Raw genomic sequence first — 18282 nt, forward strand, 5'->3', positions numbered from 1 at the left:
GCGGATCCCACCAGGAACGCGGCCGTTCCGTCGATGTTTGGCTGCGTGTGTTGGAGGGTTCCCACAAAGATCACCGGTGGGCTTTCGTATCGCAGCCCACCGCGCGGGAGCCCGATCACTGGCACGGTGAACAGGTGCTCGCCGTCCTCGCTCCCGGTCAGGGTGCCCAGAAGCCCGGGATGCTGACCGACTGGCTCGACCTCCCCGGCGCGGAGCCGTTCTTCCGCTGGGCCGGGGCCATCGCCGGTGCCGACCTGCTCACCCTCGGCACCACGGGAGATGCGGAGGCGATCAAGGACACCGCCGTCACCCAGCCCCTCGTGGTCGCGATGAGCCTCTTCGTGGCCCGCGAGCTGGGGGGACTCCCCGGCCCGGTCGTCCACTCGCCGCAGACCGGCCGCGACGTCGTCATCGCCGGGCACAGCGTCGGCGAGCTCACCGCTGCGGCGCTGGCCGGGGTGCTCTCGGTCGAGGCCGCCATCGCGCTCACCGCCGTGCGCGGGCGGGCCATGGCCGCCGCGTGCGCGCAGACCCCGACCGGCATGTCCGCCGTCCTGGGCGGCGACCCGGACGAGTTGCAGGCCGCGCTGGAGAAGCACGGGCTCTCGGCCGCCAACTACAACGGCGGCGGCCAGGTCGTCGTCGCCGGGCCGCTCGACGGGCTGGCCGCGCTCAAGGCCGAGCCGCCGGCCAAGGCGCGGGTCATGCCGCTGTCGGTCGCCGGCGCGTTCCACACCTCGTACATGGCGCCCGCCCGCGACGAGCTCGACGGCCTCGTCGAAGGTCTGCGCCCGGCCGATCCCAGCCGCCTGCTGCTGTCCAACGCCGACGGGGCCGCCGTCTCCTCCGGGGCCGAGGCGCTCTCCCGCCTGGTCAGCCAGGTGACCAGCCCGGTCCGGTTCGACTCCTGCCTGGCCACGATGCGCGACCTCGGCGTCACCGCCGTCCTCGAGCTCCCGCCGGCCGGCGCGCTGGTCGGGCTGGCGAAGCGGGAGTGGAAGGGCGCGGGCATCGAGCTCCTCGCCGTCAGCAGCCCCGACGACCTCGACCGCGCCCGCGCGCTCATCGCCGCCGAACGCGGCCGGGCCGAGGCGGAGCACTTCCCCGACTGGCGCATGGTCGTCGCTCCCGCCCGCGGGACGGTGAGCCCGGCCGAGATCGCCGAGGGCACGCACGTGCCCGCCGGCTCCCCGCTCGGCTGCATCCGCGGCCGGCGGGAGGAGGTCAACGTCTCCGCCGGCTACGACGGCGTGCTCGCCGAGTGGCTGGTGCACGACGGCGACCTCGTCGACGCCGGCGACCCGATCGCCCGGCTCTACCCGGAGGTGTCCGCGTGACCCGACTCCAGCTCCCCACCGGCGCGCCCGGCGCCCGGATCCTCGGCTTCGGCAGCTACCGGCCCCGCACCCGGGTGACCAACGACGACCTCGCGAAGCGGATGGACACCAACGACGAGTGGGTCCAGAGCCGGGTCGGCATCGCCGAGCGGCGCTGGGCCGAGCCCGACGAGACGCTGGTGGAGATGTCGGTCGCCGCCGGCGGCAAGGCGATCGCCGCCAGCGGCCTCGACGCCGGCGACATCGACCTGGTGCTGCTGGCCACGACCAGCCCGCCCAAGGCGATCCCCGGCCTGGCTCCGCGGATCGCCCACCAGCTCGGGGTGCCCCGCCCCGGCGCCTTCGACGTCAACGCCGGCTGTGCCGGCTGGTGCTACGCGCTGAGCGCGGCGGCCGACGCCATTCGTAGCGGAACGGCGCGCAACGCGCTGGTCATCGGCGGCGAGCGGCTCACCGACTACACGAACCTCGAGGACCGGGCGACGGCGGTGATCTTCGCCGACGGCGCCGGCGCCGCGGTCGTCAGCGCCTCCGACGAGCCGGCCATCGGGCCGGCGGTCTGGGGCAGCGACGGCGACCTGCACGAGGCCATCGCGATCCCCGAGAACGAGACCGGCATGAGCATGGCGGGCCAGGCGGTCTACCGCTGGGCCACCACCAAGCTCACCGACACGCTGGTCGAGGCGATGCGCCGGGCCGGCGTCGGGCCCGAGGACATCGACGTGTTCGCCCCGCACCAGGCGAACCTGCGGATCATCGAGCTCATGGCCAAGCGGCTGAAGCTGCCGGAGCGCACCGTCATCGCCCGCGACATCGTCCGCTCGGGCAACACGTCGTCGGCGTCGGTGCCCCTCGCGCTGTCGGCGCTGCTGGAGAGCGGCGAGGCCAGGAGCGGCGACGTCGCCCTGCTCCTCGGCTACGGGGCCGGCCTGACCTTCGCGGGGCAGGTCGTCGTCCTCCCGTGACCACCACAGACCCCCGGGACACCGTGTCCCGGACGACGACGACGTCCCCGCCCGGGGCCGCCGTCCCATCCGAGAGAGAGGACCCCACGTTGGCCAGCACCCAGGAGATCCAGGCCGGGCTCGGCGAGATCCTGGAGGAGGTGGCCGGGGTTGCCCCCGCCGACGCCACTCCGGAGAAGTCGTTCACCGACGACCTCGACGTCGACTCGCTGTCGATGGTCGAGATCGCCACCGCCGTCGAGGACAAGTTCGGCGTCGCCATCCCCGATGACCAGCTGGCGAACATCAAGACCGTCGGCGACGCGATCAGCTTCATCGAGAGCAACCAGTAGCAGAAGGACCCCCCTGCCCCCCTCGCCTCGCTCCGCTCGGCGTGGGGCCCTGCAGGGAGGCCGGTTCCAGGCCGTCACCTGGCCAGCAGCGTTTTCCAGGAGGAAGTTCCATGAGCAGCACCGCAGACGTCGTCGTCACCGGCCTCGGGGCGACCACCCCGCTGGGTGCCGACGTCGACTCCACCTGGCAGGCGCTGCTGGCCGGCCGGTCCGGCGTCAGCCGCATCACCGACGAGTGGGTCAAGGAGTTCCCGGCCCAGCTCGTCGCGCGGCTGTCCGCCGAGCCAAGCGAGCAGATCGACAGGGTCCGCGCCCGGCGGCTGGACCGCAGCCAGCAGGTCGCGGTCATCGCCGCCGAGCAGGCCTGGGCGGAGTCCGGCGCCGCCACCGCGGGCGTCGACCCCGAGCGGATCGCCGTGGTGTTCGGCACCGGGATCGGGGGTGCGGTCACCCTGCTCGACCAGGACGACGCGCTCGAGGCGAAGGGCCCCAAGCGGGTCTCCCCCTTCACCATCCCGATGCTCATGCCCAACGGGCCGGCCGCCGCCGTCGGCCTGGCCATCGGCGCCAAGGGCGGCGTGCACGCCCCGGTCAGCGCCTGCGCCTCGGGCGCCGAGGCGATCCGCTGGGGCCTGGACCTGCTGCGTCTGGACCGCGCCGACATCGTCCTCGTCGGTGGCGCGGAGGCCTGCGTGCACCCGCTGCCGATGGCCGGCTTCGCCGCGATGCGTGCGATGTCCACCCGCAACGACGAGCCCGAGCGCGCCTCCCGCCCGTTCGACAAGGGCCGCGACGGCTTCGTCCTCGGCGAGGGCGCGGCCGCGCTGGTGCTCGAGCGGGCCGACTCGGCTGCCGCCCGGGGCGCCCGCGTGCACGCCCGGCTGGCCGGCGCCGGCGCCACCGCCGACGGCTACGACCTGGTCGCCCCGCACCCCGAGGGCGAGGGCGCCGGCCGCGCGATCAGGGCCGCGCTCCGCGACGCCGGCCTGACCCCGGCCGACATCGGCCACGTCAACGCGCACGCCACCTCCACCCCGGTCGGCGACACCGCGGAGGCCTCGGCCATCCGGAACTCCCTGGGCGAGCACGTGCTGGTCAGCGCCACGAAGAGCCAGACCGGCCACCTCCTCGGCGCCGCCGGCGCCCTGGAGTCGGTGTTCGCGATCCTCGCCCTGCGCGAGCAGATCGTGCCCGCCACCGCGAACCTCGAGGACCCCGACGACGACGCCGCCGTCCAGGCGCTCGACATCGTCCGCGACCAGCCGCGCAAGGCCGACCTGCGGGCCGCGGTCAACGACTCGTTCGGCTTCGGCGGTCACAACATCGCCCTGGTCTTCACCACCCCCTGAGTGCGGCCGCCCGGCCCCCGACCTCCCGAGGAGACGCCGTGACCGCTGCCCCGGCCGCACCGACCCTGACCGCCCCCGACCCGCGGGACCCCGAGGACCGCCTCCAGCGCTTCCTCGACCCGGGCTCGATGCAGCCGCTGGCCGCCCGGGACACCTCCGGGGTGATGGCGGCCCGCGGCACGGTGGACGGCAGCCCCGTGGTCGCCTTCTGCACCGATGCCACCGTCATGGGCGGCGCCATGGGCGTGGACGGCTGCCGGCACATCGTCGACGCGATCGACGCCGCGCTGCGGGAGCGGGTGCCGTCGGTCGGCATCTGGCACTCCGGCGGCGCCCGGCTGGCCGAGGGCGTCACCGCCCTGCACGCGGTCGGCGAGGTGTTCGCGGCGATGGTGCGGGCCTCGGGCCGGATCCCGCAGATCTCCGTCGTGCTCGGCGCGGCCGCCGGCGGCGCCGCCTACGGCCCCGCGCTCACCGACCTGGTGATCATGGGCCCGGCGGGCCGCGTCTTCGTCACCGGGCCCGACGTCGTCCGCTCGGTGACCGGCGAGGTCGTCGACCAGGAGCAGCTCGGCGGGCCGGACACCCACGGCCGACGCTCCGGCGTCGTCCACGTGGTCACCGACTCCGAGCCTGCCGCCCTCGAGACCGCCCGGATGGCCGTCGACCTGCTGGCCGCGCAGGGCACCTTCACCCCCGACGCCGCCGAGGCCGACGTGGACCTCGGCGCCCTCCTCCCCGAGCAGCGGCAACGCGCCTACGACGTGAAGCCGCTGATCTCCTCGGTGCTCGACGCGCCCGGCCTGGAGCTGCACCCGCGGTTCGCGCCGAACGTCGTCACCACCCTGGGGCGGCTGGCCGGCCGCACCGTCGGGGTGATCGCCAACAACCCGCTGCGGCTCGGCGGCTGCCTGGACTCCGCGTCGGCGGAGAAGGCGGCCCGGTTCGTGCGGATGTGCGACGCGTTCGGCGTCCCCCTGGTCGTGCTGGTCGACGTGCCCGGTTACCTGCCCGGCGTCGGCCAGGAGTGGGACGGCGTCGTGCGCCGCGGGGCGAAGCTGCTGCATGCGTTCGCGGAGGCGGTGGTCCCCCGGGTGACGCTGGTGACCCGGAAGTCCTACGGCGGCGCCTACATCGCGATGAACGCCCGCTCGCTCGGCGCGACGAAGGTGTTCGCCTGGCCGGGCGCCGAGGTCGCCGTCATGGGCGCCAAGGCGGCCGTGGGCATCCTGCACCGCAAGAAGCTCGCCGCCGCTCCTCCCGGGGAGCGCGAGGCGCTGCACGCGCAGCTGGCCGCGGAGCACGAGCGGATCGCCGGCGGCGTCAACCGCGCGCTGCAGATCGGCGTCGTGGACGAGGTCGTGGAGCCGGCGCACACCCGGCGGCGGCTGATCCAGGCGCTCGCCGAGGCCCCCCTGGGCCGCGGGGCGCACGGCAACATCCCGCTGTGACGTCCCTGATGATCAGCTGAGCTGATCATCAGGCGTCCTGGCTCACGGTCGACGGTGAGCCAGGACGCTCAGTGCTGAGCCAGGACGTGCCCTGGACGTGGAAAGGCCGTCCTGGCGCCGCTTCCCCGACGGCGCCTGGACGGCCCGGTCCAGGCTACGACGACTCCTCGCTGAACGCGGGAGTGTCGTGCCCCGATCGTGACCTGCCTTCCGGCAGGCCAGTGGCTAGACGACCTGGTGCAGCCAGGTGACGGGGCTGCCGTCGCCGGCGTGCCGGTAGACCTCGAGGTCGGCGTCCCACGCGGCACCGAGCAGCTCGTCCACACCGTGCCGGAAGGCCTCGATGGACCCGGCCGTCGCGGCGAGGTGGCGGAGCTGCTGCTCGGAGACGACGAGGTCACCGTTGGCGCTCGTGGGCGCACGGAACACGCCCTTGCCGGGCACGTACGACATGCGCTCGCCGTCGTTGCCGTGGCTGGCTTCCTCGGTCACCTCGAAGCGCAGCATCGGCCACTGCCGCAGGGCAGCGACCAGCTTGGCGCCGGTACCGGGCGAACCCGTCCACGCCACTTCAGCACGGTAGGAACCGTGCGCCGCGGGCTGCTCAGCCCACGACAAGGAGACCGGCGCGCCGACTACGCGCTCAAGCGCCCACTCGACATGCTGGCAGAGCGCCTTCGGGCACGCGTGCACGAAGACGACACCCTGGGTTGACCGTCGCTGCACGGGGCACCTCCATCGACTCGATCGGTCTCGTCTTCCCCTACGGACCCATCGATTCGGTGACTGGCTGTGTTCGGCAGTGGCGGAGCAGGGCTCCCGCGACAAGTTTGCACGATGGTCACCCCATCGCGCCAGCCCGAGTGCGACTCCTGGGACGAAAGTGTTCGATGATCTTCATCGACGCCTCTTGGCGCTGGTCAACGGCCCCTAGCACGGTTCAGTGCAGTCCGTCTACCGATCGGTAGGAGTTCGACTGCCCGCCCCGCGCGTCTTCACCCCGACTGCCGGGCCGCAGCGAGAGCTGCACGCGCCGGAGCATGACCGAGATCACTCTGCGTGAACGACCGTCGCAGCCCTCTCGGGCGTCGACCCCTCTCGACCTGCAGACGGGGCACAGCACTGGTCACTGTGCGTGTTCTGAGGAGCACGCGCCGTCTCAGCGCGAGCGGTCAGGTGCCGAGTACGCGGATCCGGTCGCCGCCGCTGGTCTTCGCCTGGTACATTGCCACGTCGGCGCGGTGCATGAGGTCCTCGACGTCGTCGCCCACCTGGATCTCGGCCACGCCGACGCTCGCCGTCACGCCGTACCGGGCGCCGGCGGCGGCCACGGCCTCCCGCAGCCGCTCGGCCAGCAGCTCGGCGGACGAGCCGGCCGTGACGTCGGCCAGCACGCCGAACTCGTCCCCGCCGAGCCGGGCCACGGTGTCGGTCTCCCGGACCACACCTCCGAGGGCCGAGCCCACGGCGATCAGGAGCGCGTCGCCGGCGGCGTGGCCGTCGGCGTCGTTGACGGCCTTGAAGCCGTCCAGGTCGACCAGGAGGACGACGGCGGGGTGTCCCCACGCCGAGTCCGCCACGGCGGCGGAGACCCGCTCCAGGAAGCGGCGCCGGTTGGGGATGCCGGTGAGGGGGTCGGTGGAGGCGAGCATCTCCTGCGTGCGGATGAGCAGCACCTGCCGGTCGTAGGCGGCCCACGAATTGGCCGAGCCCATGGCGCTGATGATGGTGAAGATGGCCAGGCAGGTGAGGAAGAAGCCGCCGGAGCGGCTGATGTCGGGCAGCTCCAGGAAGACCAGGTAGCCGGTGGTGATGAGCGCGCCCATCACGACCACGCCCTGCGGTGTGTAGGCGATGGCGGTGAAGGTGAGCGTCAGGAAGAGCAAGGCGTCCAGCGGGCTGTTCGCGCCGCCGTCGAAGCGGGTCACGGTGATCACCACCGCCCCCGTCGCGAGTGTCCACGCGTAGAACAGCCCCGGTCCCCGCCAGTCGTACATCATCGCCCGCAGCGGCAGCGCCAGGAGCAGGGGCACACCGACCACGACAGCCGCCGCCAGCACCATCAGGGCGCCGTGGTTGCGCCCCTCGCCGTCGGTGACGAGGGCATAGCCCACGACGGCGATCGCGGAGATCTCGCTGATGACGATGCCGAGCCGGACGTGCCGCTCCCAGTACGCGGCCCGGTCCTCGTCGGTGGCCAGCGGCCGGAAGAGGCCCGTCAGCACCGCGCGGAGCGCTGTGCGCAGCCGGCCGCCGGCGAGTGCGCCGGACGTGGTCGGCGGACTCGCTCGGCGGTCTCGCACGAGGGGCTGTCTCACGAATGGGCGATCGGCCTGCCGGCCCCGGTGCTTGACGCGCCCTCCCCCGTGGGGGTGAGACGGACGTTGCCACCGTCGGGTGGATGTGCGATCAGCAACTCCATGCCTGTCCGGCGCAGACCGCGGGTAGGGCGCTGACGTGGGACGACACCAGGGAATGGCCGATGCGGGCCGGGACGAGATCTCCCGGCTGGTGCTGGGCGCATGGGACGGTTTCATCGCCCAGGCCGAGACGCTGGACCTCGGGCGCGACTCCCGACTCCCCGGCTGGCGGGCGCACGAGATCTGCGTGCACCTCGGAGCCTGGGACGACCACCAGGCGCTGCGCGACCTGATCGCCTCGGCGCGCTCCGGCGAGGCCGGCACCCCTCCGGACCCCGACGCCGTCAACGCCCGCGTCACCGCGGCGCACCGCACGGCCTCCCGCGACGAGCTGCTGGACGCGCTGCGCCGGAACCGCGACGCCACGGCCCGCTACCTGACGGACGAGCCTGTGGAGCTGGACACCGCGCCGGCGGTCTCGGTCGTCGGGCGCATCCCGCTGCTGAGCGTCGTCCTCGGGCAGGCGTACGAGCTCGCCGTGCACTGGCTGGACCTGGTCTCCTGCGGTGCCGAGCCGCCGCCGGCGGAGGTGCTGCAGGCGGGGATCGCGGCGCTCACCGACGTCACCGGTGCGCTGGCCGCCGACACCGGCATCAGCGGCCGGGTCACCCTCGCCACGCCGGACGGCGGCTGGGGCTTCACGGCTGACGGCGACGGGTGGACGGTCCGGCAGGTCCCCGCGGGGACGATCGACGGGCCCGCCGTGGAGGGGGCCGCCGACCTCCTGCTCGAGGCGGCGTCCGGCCGGGTCAACCCGGTGCCGGCGGTCGCCCGGCGCAAGCTCAAGGTCCACGACGTCGGCGGGCTGCTGCAGCTGGCGCCGATCGTGCAGAAGGTGCCAGGCATCCCTGGCGGGCCGATCCTCCAGCTGGCCGCGCGCACCATGGGCGGGGCCGGTGGCATGCTCGGCCGGCTCTTCGGCAAGGGCTGACCGCTCAGACCGGGCGAGGCTGCTCCCCCGCACGGCGCGCGCGGCGCCGGAACCACCAGATGCCCGCACCGAGCAGGACGACGGCGACCGCGGCGGCCGGCACCAGCGTCAGCGTCGACACGTGCTCGACCACGAACTCGGTGGAGGCACCGATGCCGACCTGCACGAGGGTGCTCGGCACCAGCCCCACCGCGGTGGCGGCGACGTAGGGGCCGAGCCGGATGCCGCTGAGGCCCGCGCCGTAGCTCACCACCACGAACGGCACGACGGGGATCAGCCGAGCGGTCAGCACCGACACGAACCCGCGTCCGCTGAAGACCTCGTCGGCATGGTGCAGCCGGGGGCCCGCCAGGCGCGTCACGGCGGGGCGCCCGAGCGCCCTGCTGAGGCCGAAGGCGACGAGCCCGCCCAGCATCCCGCCGATCAGGGCGAGCGCCAGGCCCGCGCCGAAGCCGAGCACCGCACCGGCGAGCACGGAGACCAGTGACCGCGGCACCGGGGCGCACAGGACGAGGGCCACCCCGACGATCAGCAGCGCCCAGGCGAGCGCCCCGCCGTCGTCCAGCCAGGACCGCACCTGGCCGGCGCCGGGCAGGTCGATGACCAGTGCCGCGACGACGCCGGCGACGACGAGCACGCCGAGGACACCGGCGCGCAGCCAGATGCCCTCCCCCGTGCGCACGCGACCATCCTCCGTCACGGCCTCACGGCGTCAGCCGCAGCCACCCCCGAGAGAGATCCCGCGCTGCTCCAACCACGGCACCGGGTTGGAGCGGTTGGCGTAGAGACCGCCCCGGTGCACCTCGAAGTGCAGGTGCGGACCGGTCGACTGCCCACGGTTGCCGACCTCGGCGATCTGCTCGCCGCCCTGGACGACCTGCCCGGGGCGGACGAAGAACTGGTTGACGTGGCCGTAGAGGGTGATGGCGCCGTCGGAGTGCTGGACGGCGACGGCCAGCCCGAAGCCGCTCGCGGGCCCGGCCTGGAGCACGACGCCGGGCTCCGGCGAGTACACCGGCGTGCCGATGGGCGCGGCGATGTCCAGCCCGGCGTGCAGGGTTCCCCAGCGGCTGCCGTAGCAGGAGGTGACCCGTCCGTTCGTCGGCGCGACGGCGCCGCCGGCGACGCGGAGCGCACCGACCGCCTGCTTCGCGGCCTGCTGGTCCGCCCAGGCAGCCTCGGCGTCGGCGTTGCCGCGCTGCTGGAGCAGGCGGATCTCGGCGTCGCGCAGCTGCCGGTCCAGCGTGGCCTTCTCCGCGGAGAGGGCGTCGAAGACGGCCTGTGCGGTGGCCACCTGCGCGTCGACGGCGGACTGGGCGTCGGTGGCGGCGCGGGTCGCGGCGTCGCGCTCGGCGACGGCGGTGCGGGCCTCCTCGTCGAGCCGCTCCTCGCGGGCCTCGTCGCGCTCCAGGTCCTCGAGCACCTCGGCGCGCTCCTCCCCCAGGTGGTCGAGGGTGGCCGCCTGCTGGAGCAGTTCGGCTGGGCCGTCGGCGTGCAGGACCATCTGCATGGAGCTGCGCGTCTCGTCCGCGCCCATGAAGGCCTGCCGGCCGATGGTGGCGACGTCGTCCTCGGTCCGGTCCACGTCCTCGCGGACGGCGGCGAGCTCGGCGGCCTTCTCGTCGGCCTGCTGCTGTGCGTCGGCCAGCTGCGCCTGCGCCTCGAGCACGGCGCCGGCGGCGGCCTCCGCCTCGATGGTCATCCGCTGCAGGTTCTCCTCCGCGGCGCGGACCTTCTGCTCGATGTCCGCGACCTGCCTGGCGACGTCGTCAGGGGCCGCCGAGGCGGTCGGCGTCGGGGTGGTGAGCAGTGATGCGGCGATCAGCGCGGTGACGACGGCGGAGCGTCGGAAGATGCGGGCTCGAACGTGCTGGTGGTGGTGCAGGGTCGCCAACGCGACACTTCTCCGTTCCTCACGACCGCCTACCGAGTTAGCTGACGGTGGGGTTAGGCACCCACGAAACCCCCACGTCCCCGTACGCGGGCAGGACTCACCCCAGAACTGCGGTGGGTCCCCGGTCCCGCCGGCCATCAGGCCGGCGAGTTCGGCGGGGTCCGGCCGAGGTCCTCGGGTGTCGAGGACGGTGCTCGGTGGACCGCGGACGACCGTACGGGCGCGCGGCCGAATTGTCACAGGGATGTAACGGAGCTGGGGACGTCGCCCCGTGGACTCGCCGCAGTGACCAGCGCGTGGGCAGCGGATGTGATCCGCGACGCTCTGGCAGGCTGTCCGCAACGGGGCGGTAGCTCAGCTGGTCAGAGCATGGGACTCATAATCCCTGGGTCGTGGGTTCGAGCCCCACCCGCCCCACCGGACCTGACCAGGGGTTTCGTTCTCCCGCAGACGGAGGTGCGGGGCCTGCTGGCGCGCATCGCCCGCGGTGAGTCGACGGCGCCGGCGCAGGTCGTGCGCTGCCTGCGGGTGTTCGTCTGGCCGGAGGTGCGGCAGTGACCTACAGCTACGCCCGCCGTCAGTTGACCGTGATGCGGACGACGTGGCGCTTTTGGATCCAGACGGTGCCGAGTCGCGGGTCGTGGACATTCATGACGTCGTCAGCCTCACCCTCGTCGAACCACGTGGTGGTCCCCTCTGCCTGCTCATCGCTGCCGGTGATGTGAAGCGTCTCGCCGGCGGTGGTCTGGATCTCGATCTGCGGCATTGCGCGAGTCTCCCTCCACATGGCCGAATTTGCTCTACGTGCGAAGGCCGCAAGTGCTTGACCTTGATGCCCTGCGCCGGGTCTTCCTCGTGGACCAGGCGGCGGCTGCGCATGAGCACGCTGCCGCACTGTTCGCGGAGCTGGCCGGGCCGCGCGGGGTGGACTACTACTCGCAGCGCCCGTCTGGGTGGCTGCTACGGCTGGTGAGGCAGGCGCGGCACAACCGGTGTGCGCACAGCCCTCGCGAGGGTGCTCAGGTGGTGTTCGTGGCGGCGCATGTGGGCCGGATGGAGTGCCAGGGGTGCTCGGTGAAGACAGGTAAGGCCTTGGCGGGGTCGCTGGACAAGGGCCGGTGCGATGTGTGCCGAGAGCCGGCCGAGCTCGAGCAGTTCGCGTTCCATGCCGGGTCGACGCTGCTTGTCACCGGGCGCTGCTGCGCCGGGTGCCGGCCGACCGTGTACGGGGAGGGGCGTGAGAGTCCGTCGGTCAGGCGGTGACGGCCCAGCCGCCTCTGTCCTGCGGCTTGGGTCGCTTCATCCAGAACAGCCGGACCTTGTCGAAGGACTCGGTGCTGATCATCTGCCAACCCTCTGCTCCGAGTTCCGCGAGCAGACCCATCGTCCTGTTGATGGTGCCGTTCTGGTTGTCGACGAGGCGGAGCTCGCCGTCTGGTCCGACCGTGCTGACCTCGGGGTGCCCCTCGGATGTCTTGCTGATGACCTTGACCATGAGATGTTCCCACTGCTCCATGGCGGGGAAGGTACGACGGGCCACCGACAGTTCTGTCAGCCGCCAAGCTGGCCGGTAGCGACGCCAGTGGCGATCCCAACGATGACGTCGCGGCCAGCCTTGGTGAGGCCGTCGCGGACCTTCTGCAGTCGGGTCCTCTGTTCCTCGTCGGGCGCATTCACGATGGCCTGCTCAAGGGCGGCCATGAGGCGGTCTGCCGCGACATCGGCGGATGGCCACTGGCCGACCTCTCGACGGCCCTGGGCAGTGACGTCGATGAAGCGGATGACACCGCGCCCCATTGCCTCGCCCCCCTTGAGGAACCCGTCCTCCTTCAGTCGGAATCCGGCTTTGCCGACGACGCGCGGATCCATGTCGAGGGCCTGGGCGACGTCGGTGGCCTGGAGGGACTCGCCCGCCTCAACGCGGCGGGCGACCTCGCGAAGGATCAGGAAGTCGCGGCTGAACCAGGTGTCCGGCAGGGGCTCGGGACGCGTCATGTGGCCGAACGTAGCTGCTTCGGCCAGCGCTGCACCGTTGACGGCTGGCGGTTGTTGATGGGCGCGCCAGAGCGGGCGCCTCAGCCGATCCGCCGGCCAGCTCCCGGCGAAGTCCGACGGACCCGCCCCCATGGGCACGAGACGTAGACCTGCGGTTCCGACCCAGCTGTCGCGGCTTCTCCCCGCCCGGAGTCGGCGGTTCGCCGGCCTGGCCGGTGTCCCCTCGGCCGAGCGGCGGCTCGCCCGGCTCCTGCTGCCACTTCAACGTATAGCGCCCCTGGGGGCTTGCGGCAAGACCCCAGGGGTGCCGGAGACTCGCCCGGCACCGCCACCCAACGGCACGAACCGGATCGGAGCACGACCCCTGACCAGCACCGCGTTCGCCCTTCCCGAGAACCTCGTCGCCAAGGCCGATCCCACCCTGATCGCCGAGGACGAGAAGCACTTCGCCGCCATCGCCGAGACCCTCGAGCAGCAGATCGCCGAGCTTTCCGCGCGCCTCGACGCCGAGCGCAGGTCGCCGGGCGGCATCGGGCAGGAGGCGCTGGACCGCGACCTGGAGGTGCACCGGCTGAGCTCACGGCTGCGCGCGCTGCGCCGCTTCGGCCTGGACCTCTGTCTCGGCCGCATCGTGGCCGCGGACGGTTCCGAACCCGTGTACATCGGCCGGCTCGGCCTCACCGACAGCACCGGCCGCCGACTGCTCCTGGACTGGCGCTCCCCCGCGGCCGAGCCGTTCTTCGGCGCCACCCACGGCAACCCCATGGGCCTGGCCAGCCGCCGCCGGTACCGCTGGACCCGCGACCGGATCACCGACTACTGGGACGAGGTCTTCGCCCTCGACGAGTTCAGGGGAATCGCCGGTTTCGAGGGGCACGCGGCCCTGGACGACCAGTCCGCCTTCATCGCCAGCCTCGGCACCAACCGGACGGCACGCATGCGCGACGTCCTCGGCACCATCCAGGCCGACCAGGACGCCATCGTCCGCGCCGGCTCCCAGGGCGCTCTCGTCGTCGACGGCGGGCCGGGCACCGGCAAGACCGTCGTCGCCCTGCACCGCACCGCCTACCTCCTCTACTCCGACCCGCGCCTGGGCCACCGCCGCGGGGGTGTCCTGTTCGTCGGACCGCACGAGCCCTACCTGGCCTACGTCTCCGACGTGCTGCCCAGCCTCGGCGAGGAGGGTGTGCGGACCTGCACCCTGCGCGACCTCGTGCCCGAGGGTGCCGCCGCACGAGCGGAGACCGACCCGGAGGTGGCCCGCCTCAAGTCGTCGGTCGCCCTGGTGGAGGCGGTCGAGACCGCCGTCCGGTTCTACGAGGAGCCGCCGACGACGGCGCTCACGGTCACGACGCCGTGGGACGAGGTCCGGCTGACCGCCCGTGACTGGGCCGAGGCGTTCGAGGCGGCCGAGCCCGGGACGCCGCACAACGAGGGGCGCGAGGAGGTCTGGGAGGAGCTGCTCACGATCGTCGCGGACAAGCACGACGACGAGGTCGACGAGGACCAGCTCCGCAAGGCGCTGCTGCAGGACCGCGAGCTGCGGGCCACCTTCAGCCGGGCCTGGCCGGTGCTCGTCGCGACCGACCTCGTCGGCGACCTCTGGTCGGTCCCCGCCTACCTGCGGAAGTGCGCCCCGGGCCTCTCCCCCGACGAGGTGCGCGCGCTGCAGCGTCCGGACCCGCACGCCTGGACGGTGTCCGACCTGCCGCTGCTCGACGCCGCGCGTCAGCGGCTCGGTGATCCCGAGGCCTCGTCCCGCAAGCGTCGGCAGGACGCCGTCGTCGCGGCCGAGCGCGAGCGCATGACCGCCGTCATCGACGAGCTGATCGCGACCGACGACTCCGAGCTGCTGCTGATGACGACGCTGCGCCACGGCGACCTCCGCGACGCCCTGGTGGACGAGGCCGCCGCGCCCGCCGTGGACCCCGACTCGCTCGCCGGCCCGTTCGCCCACGTCGTCGTGGACGAGGCTCAAGAGCTGACCGACGCCGAGTGGCAGATGCTGCTGCTCCGCTGCCCGTCCGGCAGCTTCACCATCGTCGGCGACCGCGCTCAGGCCCGGCACGGCTTCACGGAGTCGTGGGAGGAGCGGTTGCAGCGCGTCGGGGTCCGGCAGGTCGAGCTGGCCTCGCTGAGCGTCAACTACCGGACGCCCGCCGAGGTCATGGCCGAGGCCGAGCCGGTCATCCGGGCAGCGCTCCCCGACGCCAACGTGCCGACCTCGATCCGCAGCAGCGGCGTCCCCGTCGTCCACGGGTCGACGTCGGAGCTCGGCGCGATCGTCGAGACCTGGCTCGCCGAGCACGCCGAGGGGGTCGCCTGCGTGATCGGCGATCCCACGTTCGAGGCGACCCCGCGGGTCCGGTCGCTCACCCCGACGCTGGCGAAGGGCCTGGAGTTCGACCTGGTCGCGCTGGTCGACCCCGAGGAGTTCGGCACGGGCATCGAGGGAGCGGTCGACCGCTACGTCGCCATGACCCGCGCGACCCAGCAACTGGTGGTCCTCACCAGCCGCTGATCCGCCACGGTGCTCAGTTGGGGTGCGGGCCGTACTTCTCCTCGAGGTCCGGCACCACGCCGGGCTTGTCGACGTCGACGTTCCGGGAGATGCCCGACCGCGGGTCGTCGGGGTTGAAGACGTTGAGGTAGATCAGCGAGATCGGGTTGATCTCGCTCTGCCAGACCAGCCGCACCGCCTCGTCGTACAGCGCTTCCACGTCGACGCCGGGCTCGACCTCGATGTCGACCAGCGTGCTCTTGGGGGCCGTGAAGGTGTCGACGTAGGCCACCTCGGCGGAGGTGACGCCGTCCCTGGTCATCAGCTCCTCGGCGATCCCGGCACCGATGCTGTTGTTCTCCTCCACGGTGTTCACCTTCTCCCCTGACTCGGCATCCGCGCCGCTGCAGCCGGCGAGGGCCAGCGCGACCACCGGCGCCAGCAGGATCGACCACTTGCGCATGCGCACCCCGCTCACTTCCGCTCGAGTTCGAAGACCTGCGCCCGTACCGAAGGGTTCTCGCCCGGCGCGGCGAAGAACGGCGAGGAGGCGGCCCGGAAGGCCGCGATTGACGGGTCGTCGCTGCGGTCCACCAGCCCGGCACCGTACCCGTAGGCCTTCTCGATGTTGTGGTTGCCACCGACCGAGCCCACCTGCTGCTCGAACGTCACGGTCGTGACGTTCGGGTCGTCGTTCGAGCGGCCGTCGAGGTGCGGAACGATGTCGTAGGCGTTCTCCAGCGCGAGCACCTGCACCCTCGGTGGGATCTCCGCCCGGGCGATCGGCGAGCCGGCGGTCACGACGCTCCGGACGTCGTAGGGGAAGTCGGCCGTCCCCGAGTCATGTGCAGCCTGCGCGGCCACCATGCCGCCCTGGCTGTGCCCGACGAGCATGACCGGGTCGGAGGAGCCGGCCCCCGCCTGGGCCAGGGCCATGGCGATGGCCTGCTGACGCGTCGTCGCGTCGCCACCGAGCACTCGGACGTTCGTGCCCAGGTCGTTCGACTCGGAGTTCGGCGAGAAGCCGGGCGGGCTCCAGTCCTGCGTCCCTGGGATGTCGACGATGTAGGCCTTGGTGCCGTCGGCATGCGTGATCACGCGGACGCTGATCTGGTCCTGGTTCCGCTGGGCCGCCTCCGTGTTGCGCAGGTCCAGTGCGACGAGGAGGTCGCTCACGTTCTCCGGCGCCTCGGTCACGGCCGGCCGCCGGTCGTCGCCCCGCCTGGTGACGACGGGTCTGCCGTCGGGCCACAGGTTCCCCAGCAGTGCGGCAGCTGCACGGACGTCGCCCCCGCCGAGCAGCGAGAACGGCCCGAGCAGCCCCGGCGCCTTGTTCACCACCGAGTCGACCAGGCCCGGGTGCTCGGTGATCCACTTCCCGGGGTCCTCGATCAGCTCCCCGATCGCGTCGATCGCGCCCTCGGGGTCGGTCAGCAGCTCGCCGGCCACCTCGGCGAGGACCGACGGCACGAAGGCCCCGGGAACGGCGCCCATCGCCCAGTTCATCGTGTCGGCCAGCTCGGCCAGCGCCGCGTCCGCGGCTTCGTAGGCGAGAGCCGCCGCCTGCAGCGTGACCGCACGGGCGGCGAACCGGAGCGCGAGTGCGCTCAGGCCACCGGGGCCGTCGAGCGCCTCGAGCAGCGCCGCCTCGAACCGGGCGACCCCGACCGGATTCAGCACCGCCGAGGCCAGGACGTCGGGATCGACCAGCATCCCGTGGCAGGTCAGGCTGGTCGACCCCAGCATCTCCGCGAGGTCGATGCTGTTGCGGCCCAGCGCCGCCAGGTCCTCGAGGTCGGCCTCCACCCCGCCCGCGCCGCCACTGACGGAGATCTCAGAGCTGGTCATCGTCGGCCTCCAGCAGGGCGGCCACCGTGGGCGCCACCCACGTGCCGAGGTCGGCCGGCTCCACCGGCACCAGGTCCACCATCCGCCGCGGCGACCCGTCGAGGCGGGGACGCAGCCCCACCCAGCCGGCATCGGTCGCCATCCACGACACCTGCCCCACGCCCAGGTCCGGTCCGGTCCGTCCGAGCACCAGGCAGCTCAGCGACCCTCGGGTTCGCCGCTCCAGCTCCTGCGTCAGCCGGCGTTCCTCCTCGGAGGCCTCCGGCGAGGGCTTGTCCTCCAGCAGCGACAGGGGCACCCCACCGGAGACCGGGACGCCGTCGGTGGGCTCCTCCTCGGTCGGCCACGGACCCGTCACCGCCGGGGCATCGGGAACGGCGCGAGCCAACTCGGTACCCAGCCGCACGGCCGGGGCCAGGGACAGCTCGACACCTCCGCCCGGCAGCGTGAGCACCCCCACGACGACGCCGGGGCCGAGCGCGAACCAGCCCTGCCGCGCCCCCGCCCGGCCCTTCACCTCGAGCCGGATGGTCATCAGCGGGCGGCTCAGCACGGCGAGGTCGGCAGCCACCGGCGGCACCGGCCGAGGGGAGCCTCCGGCCGGAACCACCAGCACCCGCGCCGCCACCAGCGAGGCGACGGCGCCGTCGCGGTCGGCGGGGGGCACCGGCGCCGGGACGAACGCCGCCGGCGGATCGGGCAACCGGTCGGTGACCAGCACCGCCCACTCGGCTGCGGTCAGCGTCAGCCGCCGCGGGTCCGCGCTCACCCGAACAGCCGGCCGAGCTGGTTGGAGAGCCCACGCCACGCGTCGGCACCGGACTCGGGGAGATCACCCAGGAAGTCGCCCACGTCGTCCAGCAGCTCCCCACCGCGGGCGGCCTGCTCGGAGAGCCAGGCGCGCACCGCCTCCTCGGCCCGGGCGATCGCCGCCAGCCGCTCGCGCACCTCGTCGGCGTGCTGACGCAGGAGATCGGCGGCGCGTTCCATCGCTTCGGCCGCGGCATCGACGTCGGCGCAGTCCTTCGCCTGCTGCTGCCGATAGGCGGACGCGGCGTCGGACACCCAGCGGGTGCGGGCGCCCTCGCGCCGGTGCTCGTCGCCGGCCGCCCGCACCTCGCGAGCGCGCTGCGACAGCTCCGACGCCACCGCGTCGAGGGCCGCCGGATCTCCGTACAAGCCCACCGCCGCTCCCTTCCGAGTTCCTGAACGTGGACGGAGACTATGTGAGCGGCCGCGCCGCGCGCAGCGCTCCGGGAC

Annotated in this window: 18 protein-coding genes, 1 tRNA gene and 1 riboswitch; of the genes, 8 read left to right on the top strand and 11 right to left on the bottom strand. The window is 73.2% G+C overall.

From position 1 onward, the window contains the following. The first annotated feature begins 134 nt into the window (after positions 1–134). The 5 genes from LBW97_RS02140 (at position 135) to LBW97_RS02160 (ending at position 5434) form a co-directional block, all read left to right on the top strand. Positions 135–1337, top strand: a complete 1203-nt coding sequence (locus LBW97_RS02140; protein WP_224497759.1) for an acyltransferase domain-containing protein — start codon at positions 135–137, stop codon at positions 1335–1337. Then, positions 1334–2302, top strand: a complete 969-nt coding sequence (locus LBW97_RS02145; RefSeq protein WP_224497760.1) for a beta-ketoacyl-ACP synthase III — start codon at positions 1334–1336, stop codon at positions 2300–2302. Before LBW97_RS02140 ends, LBW97_RS02145 begins: the two co-directional genes overlap by 4 nt. Before the next feature lie 89 nt (positions 2303–2391). Further along, positions 2392–2634 (top strand): acyl carrier protein, encoded by a 243-nt coding sequence (locus LBW97_RS02150; RefSeq protein ID WP_224497761.1) that lies wholly within the window; start codon positions 2392–2394, stop codon positions 2632–2634. A 110-nt stretch (positions 2635–2744) separates the two neighbouring features. Continuing rightward, entirely contained in the window at positions 2745–3983 is a 1239-nt protein-coding gene (fabF, locus tag LBW97_RS02155) for a beta-ketoacyl-ACP synthase II (RefSeq protein WP_224497762.1), read from the top strand. Between the two features lie 38 nt (positions 3984–4021). Then, positions 4022–5434: an acyl-CoA carboxylase subunit beta gene (locus LBW97_RS02160; RefSeq protein WP_224497763.1), complete on the top strand. Its 1413-nt coding sequence runs from the start codon at positions 4022–4024 to the stop codon at positions 5432–5434. A gap of 225 nt (positions 5435–5659) precedes the next feature. Here LBW97_RS02160 and LBW97_RS02165 read toward each other — a convergent pair whose 3' ends face one another. Continuing rightward, positions 5660–6160 (bottom strand): DUF3145 domain-containing protein, encoded by a 501-nt coding sequence (locus LBW97_RS02165; protein WP_224497764.1) that lies wholly within the window; start codon positions 6158–6160, stop codon positions 5660–5662. A 446-nt stretch (positions 6161–6606) separates the two neighbouring features. Continuing rightward, positions 6607–7737: a diguanylate cyclase gene (locus LBW97_RS20300; protein ID WP_224497765.1), complete on the bottom strand. Its 1131-nt coding sequence runs from the start codon at positions 7735–7737 to the stop codon at positions 6607–6609. A 154-nt stretch (positions 7738–7891) separates the two neighbouring features. On the opposite strand from LBW97_RS20300, the gene LBW97_RS02175 reads away from it, so the two are divergent. After that, entirely contained in the window at positions 7892–8785 is an 894-nt protein-coding gene (locus LBW97_RS02175) for a maleylpyruvate isomerase N-terminal domain-containing protein (RefSeq protein WP_224497766.1), read from the top strand. Between the two features lie 4 nt (positions 8786–8789). On the opposite strand, the gene LBW97_RS02180 is transcribed toward LBW97_RS02175, so the two are convergent. Then, complete coding sequence (locus LBW97_RS02180) at positions 8790–9467, bottom strand: TVP38/TMEM64 family protein (RefSeq protein ID WP_224497767.1); 678 nt, start codon at positions 9465–9467, stop codon at positions 8790–8792. Between the two features lie 30 nt (positions 9468–9497). Next, positions 9498–10679, bottom strand: coding sequence for a M23 family metallopeptidase (locus LBW97_RS02185; RefSeq protein WP_224497768.1), 1182 nt, complete (start codon positions 10677–10679; stop codon positions 9498–9500). Positions 10680–10690: 11 nt separating this feature from the next. Beyond that, positions 10691–10846, bottom strand: a riboswitch (cyclic di-AMP (ydaO/yuaA leader). A gap of 176 nt (positions 10847–11022) precedes the next feature. Between LBW97_RS02185 and LBW97_RS02190 the strand changes: the two genes are divergently transcribed. Next, positions 11023–11096, top strand: a tRNA-Ile gene (locus LBW97_RS02190). A 160-nt stretch (positions 11097–11256) separates the two neighbouring features. On the opposite strand, the gene LBW97_RS02195 is transcribed toward LBW97_RS02190, so the two are convergent. From LBW97_RS02195 to LBW97_RS02205, 3 genes are all read right to left on the bottom strand, one after another. Further along, entirely contained in the window at positions 11257–11445 is a 189-nt protein-coding gene (locus LBW97_RS02195) for a hypothetical protein (protein ID WP_224497769.1), read from the bottom strand. A gap of 486 nt (positions 11446–11931) precedes the next feature. Then, positions 11932–12195: a hypothetical protein gene (locus LBW97_RS02200; protein WP_224497770.1), complete on the bottom strand. Its 264-nt coding sequence runs from the start codon at positions 12193–12195 to the stop codon at positions 11932–11934. Positions 12196–12230: 35 nt separating this feature from the next. After that, the gene (locus LBW97_RS02205; RefSeq protein WP_224497771.1) at positions 12231–12674 is read right to left on the bottom strand and encodes a hypothetical protein; all 444 of its coding nucleotides are present in this window, start codon (positions 12672–12674) and stop codon (positions 12231–12233) included. Positions 12675–12978: 304 nt separating this feature from the next. Here LBW97_RS02205 and helR point away from each other — a divergent pair, with 304 nt between their 5' ends. Continuing rightward, the gene (helR, locus tag LBW97_RS02210; RefSeq protein WP_224497772.1) at positions 12979–15195 is read left to right on the top strand and encodes an RNA polymerase recycling motor ATPase HelR; all 2217 of its coding nucleotides are present in this window, start codon (positions 12979–12981) and stop codon (positions 15193–15195) included. A gap of 13 nt (positions 15196–15208) precedes the next feature. Here the strand turns inward: helR and LBW97_RS02215 are convergent, their stop codons facing one another. Genes LBW97_RS02215 through LBW97_RS02230 form a run of 4 tightly spaced genes read right to left on the bottom strand, consistent with a single transcriptional unit; the run spans position 15209 to position 18207 of the window. Then, a complete protein-coding gene (locus LBW97_RS02215) occupies positions 15209–15643 on the bottom strand; it encodes a hypothetical protein (RefSeq protein WP_224497773.1) in 435 nt (144 codons plus the stop codon). A gap of 5 nt (positions 15644–15648) precedes the next feature. Further along, complete coding sequence (locus LBW97_RS02220; protein WP_224497774.1) at positions 15649–17022, bottom strand: alpha/beta hydrolase; 1374 nt, start codon at positions 17020–17022, stop codon at positions 15649–15651. Next, positions 17009–17791, bottom strand: a complete 783-nt coding sequence (locus tag LBW97_RS02225) for an ESX secretion-associated protein EspG (protein WP_224497775.1) — start codon at positions 17789–17791, stop codon at positions 17009–17011. The genes LBW97_RS02220 and LBW97_RS02225 overlap by 14 nt, the downstream gene beginning before the upstream one ends. After that, the gene (locus LBW97_RS02230) at positions 17788–18207 is read right to left on the bottom strand and encodes a WXG100 family type VII secretion target (RefSeq protein ID WP_224497776.1); all 420 of its coding nucleotides are present in this window, start codon (positions 18205–18207) and stop codon (positions 17788–17790) included. Before LBW97_RS02230 ends, LBW97_RS02225 begins: the two co-directional genes overlap by 4 nt. Between the last annotated feature and the right edge of the window lie 75 nt (positions 18208–18282).

This window comes from Blastococcus sp. LR1 (genome assembly GCF_020166105.1).
GTDB lineage: Bacteria > Actinomycetota > Actinomycetes > Mycobacteriales > Geodermatophilaceae > Blastococcus.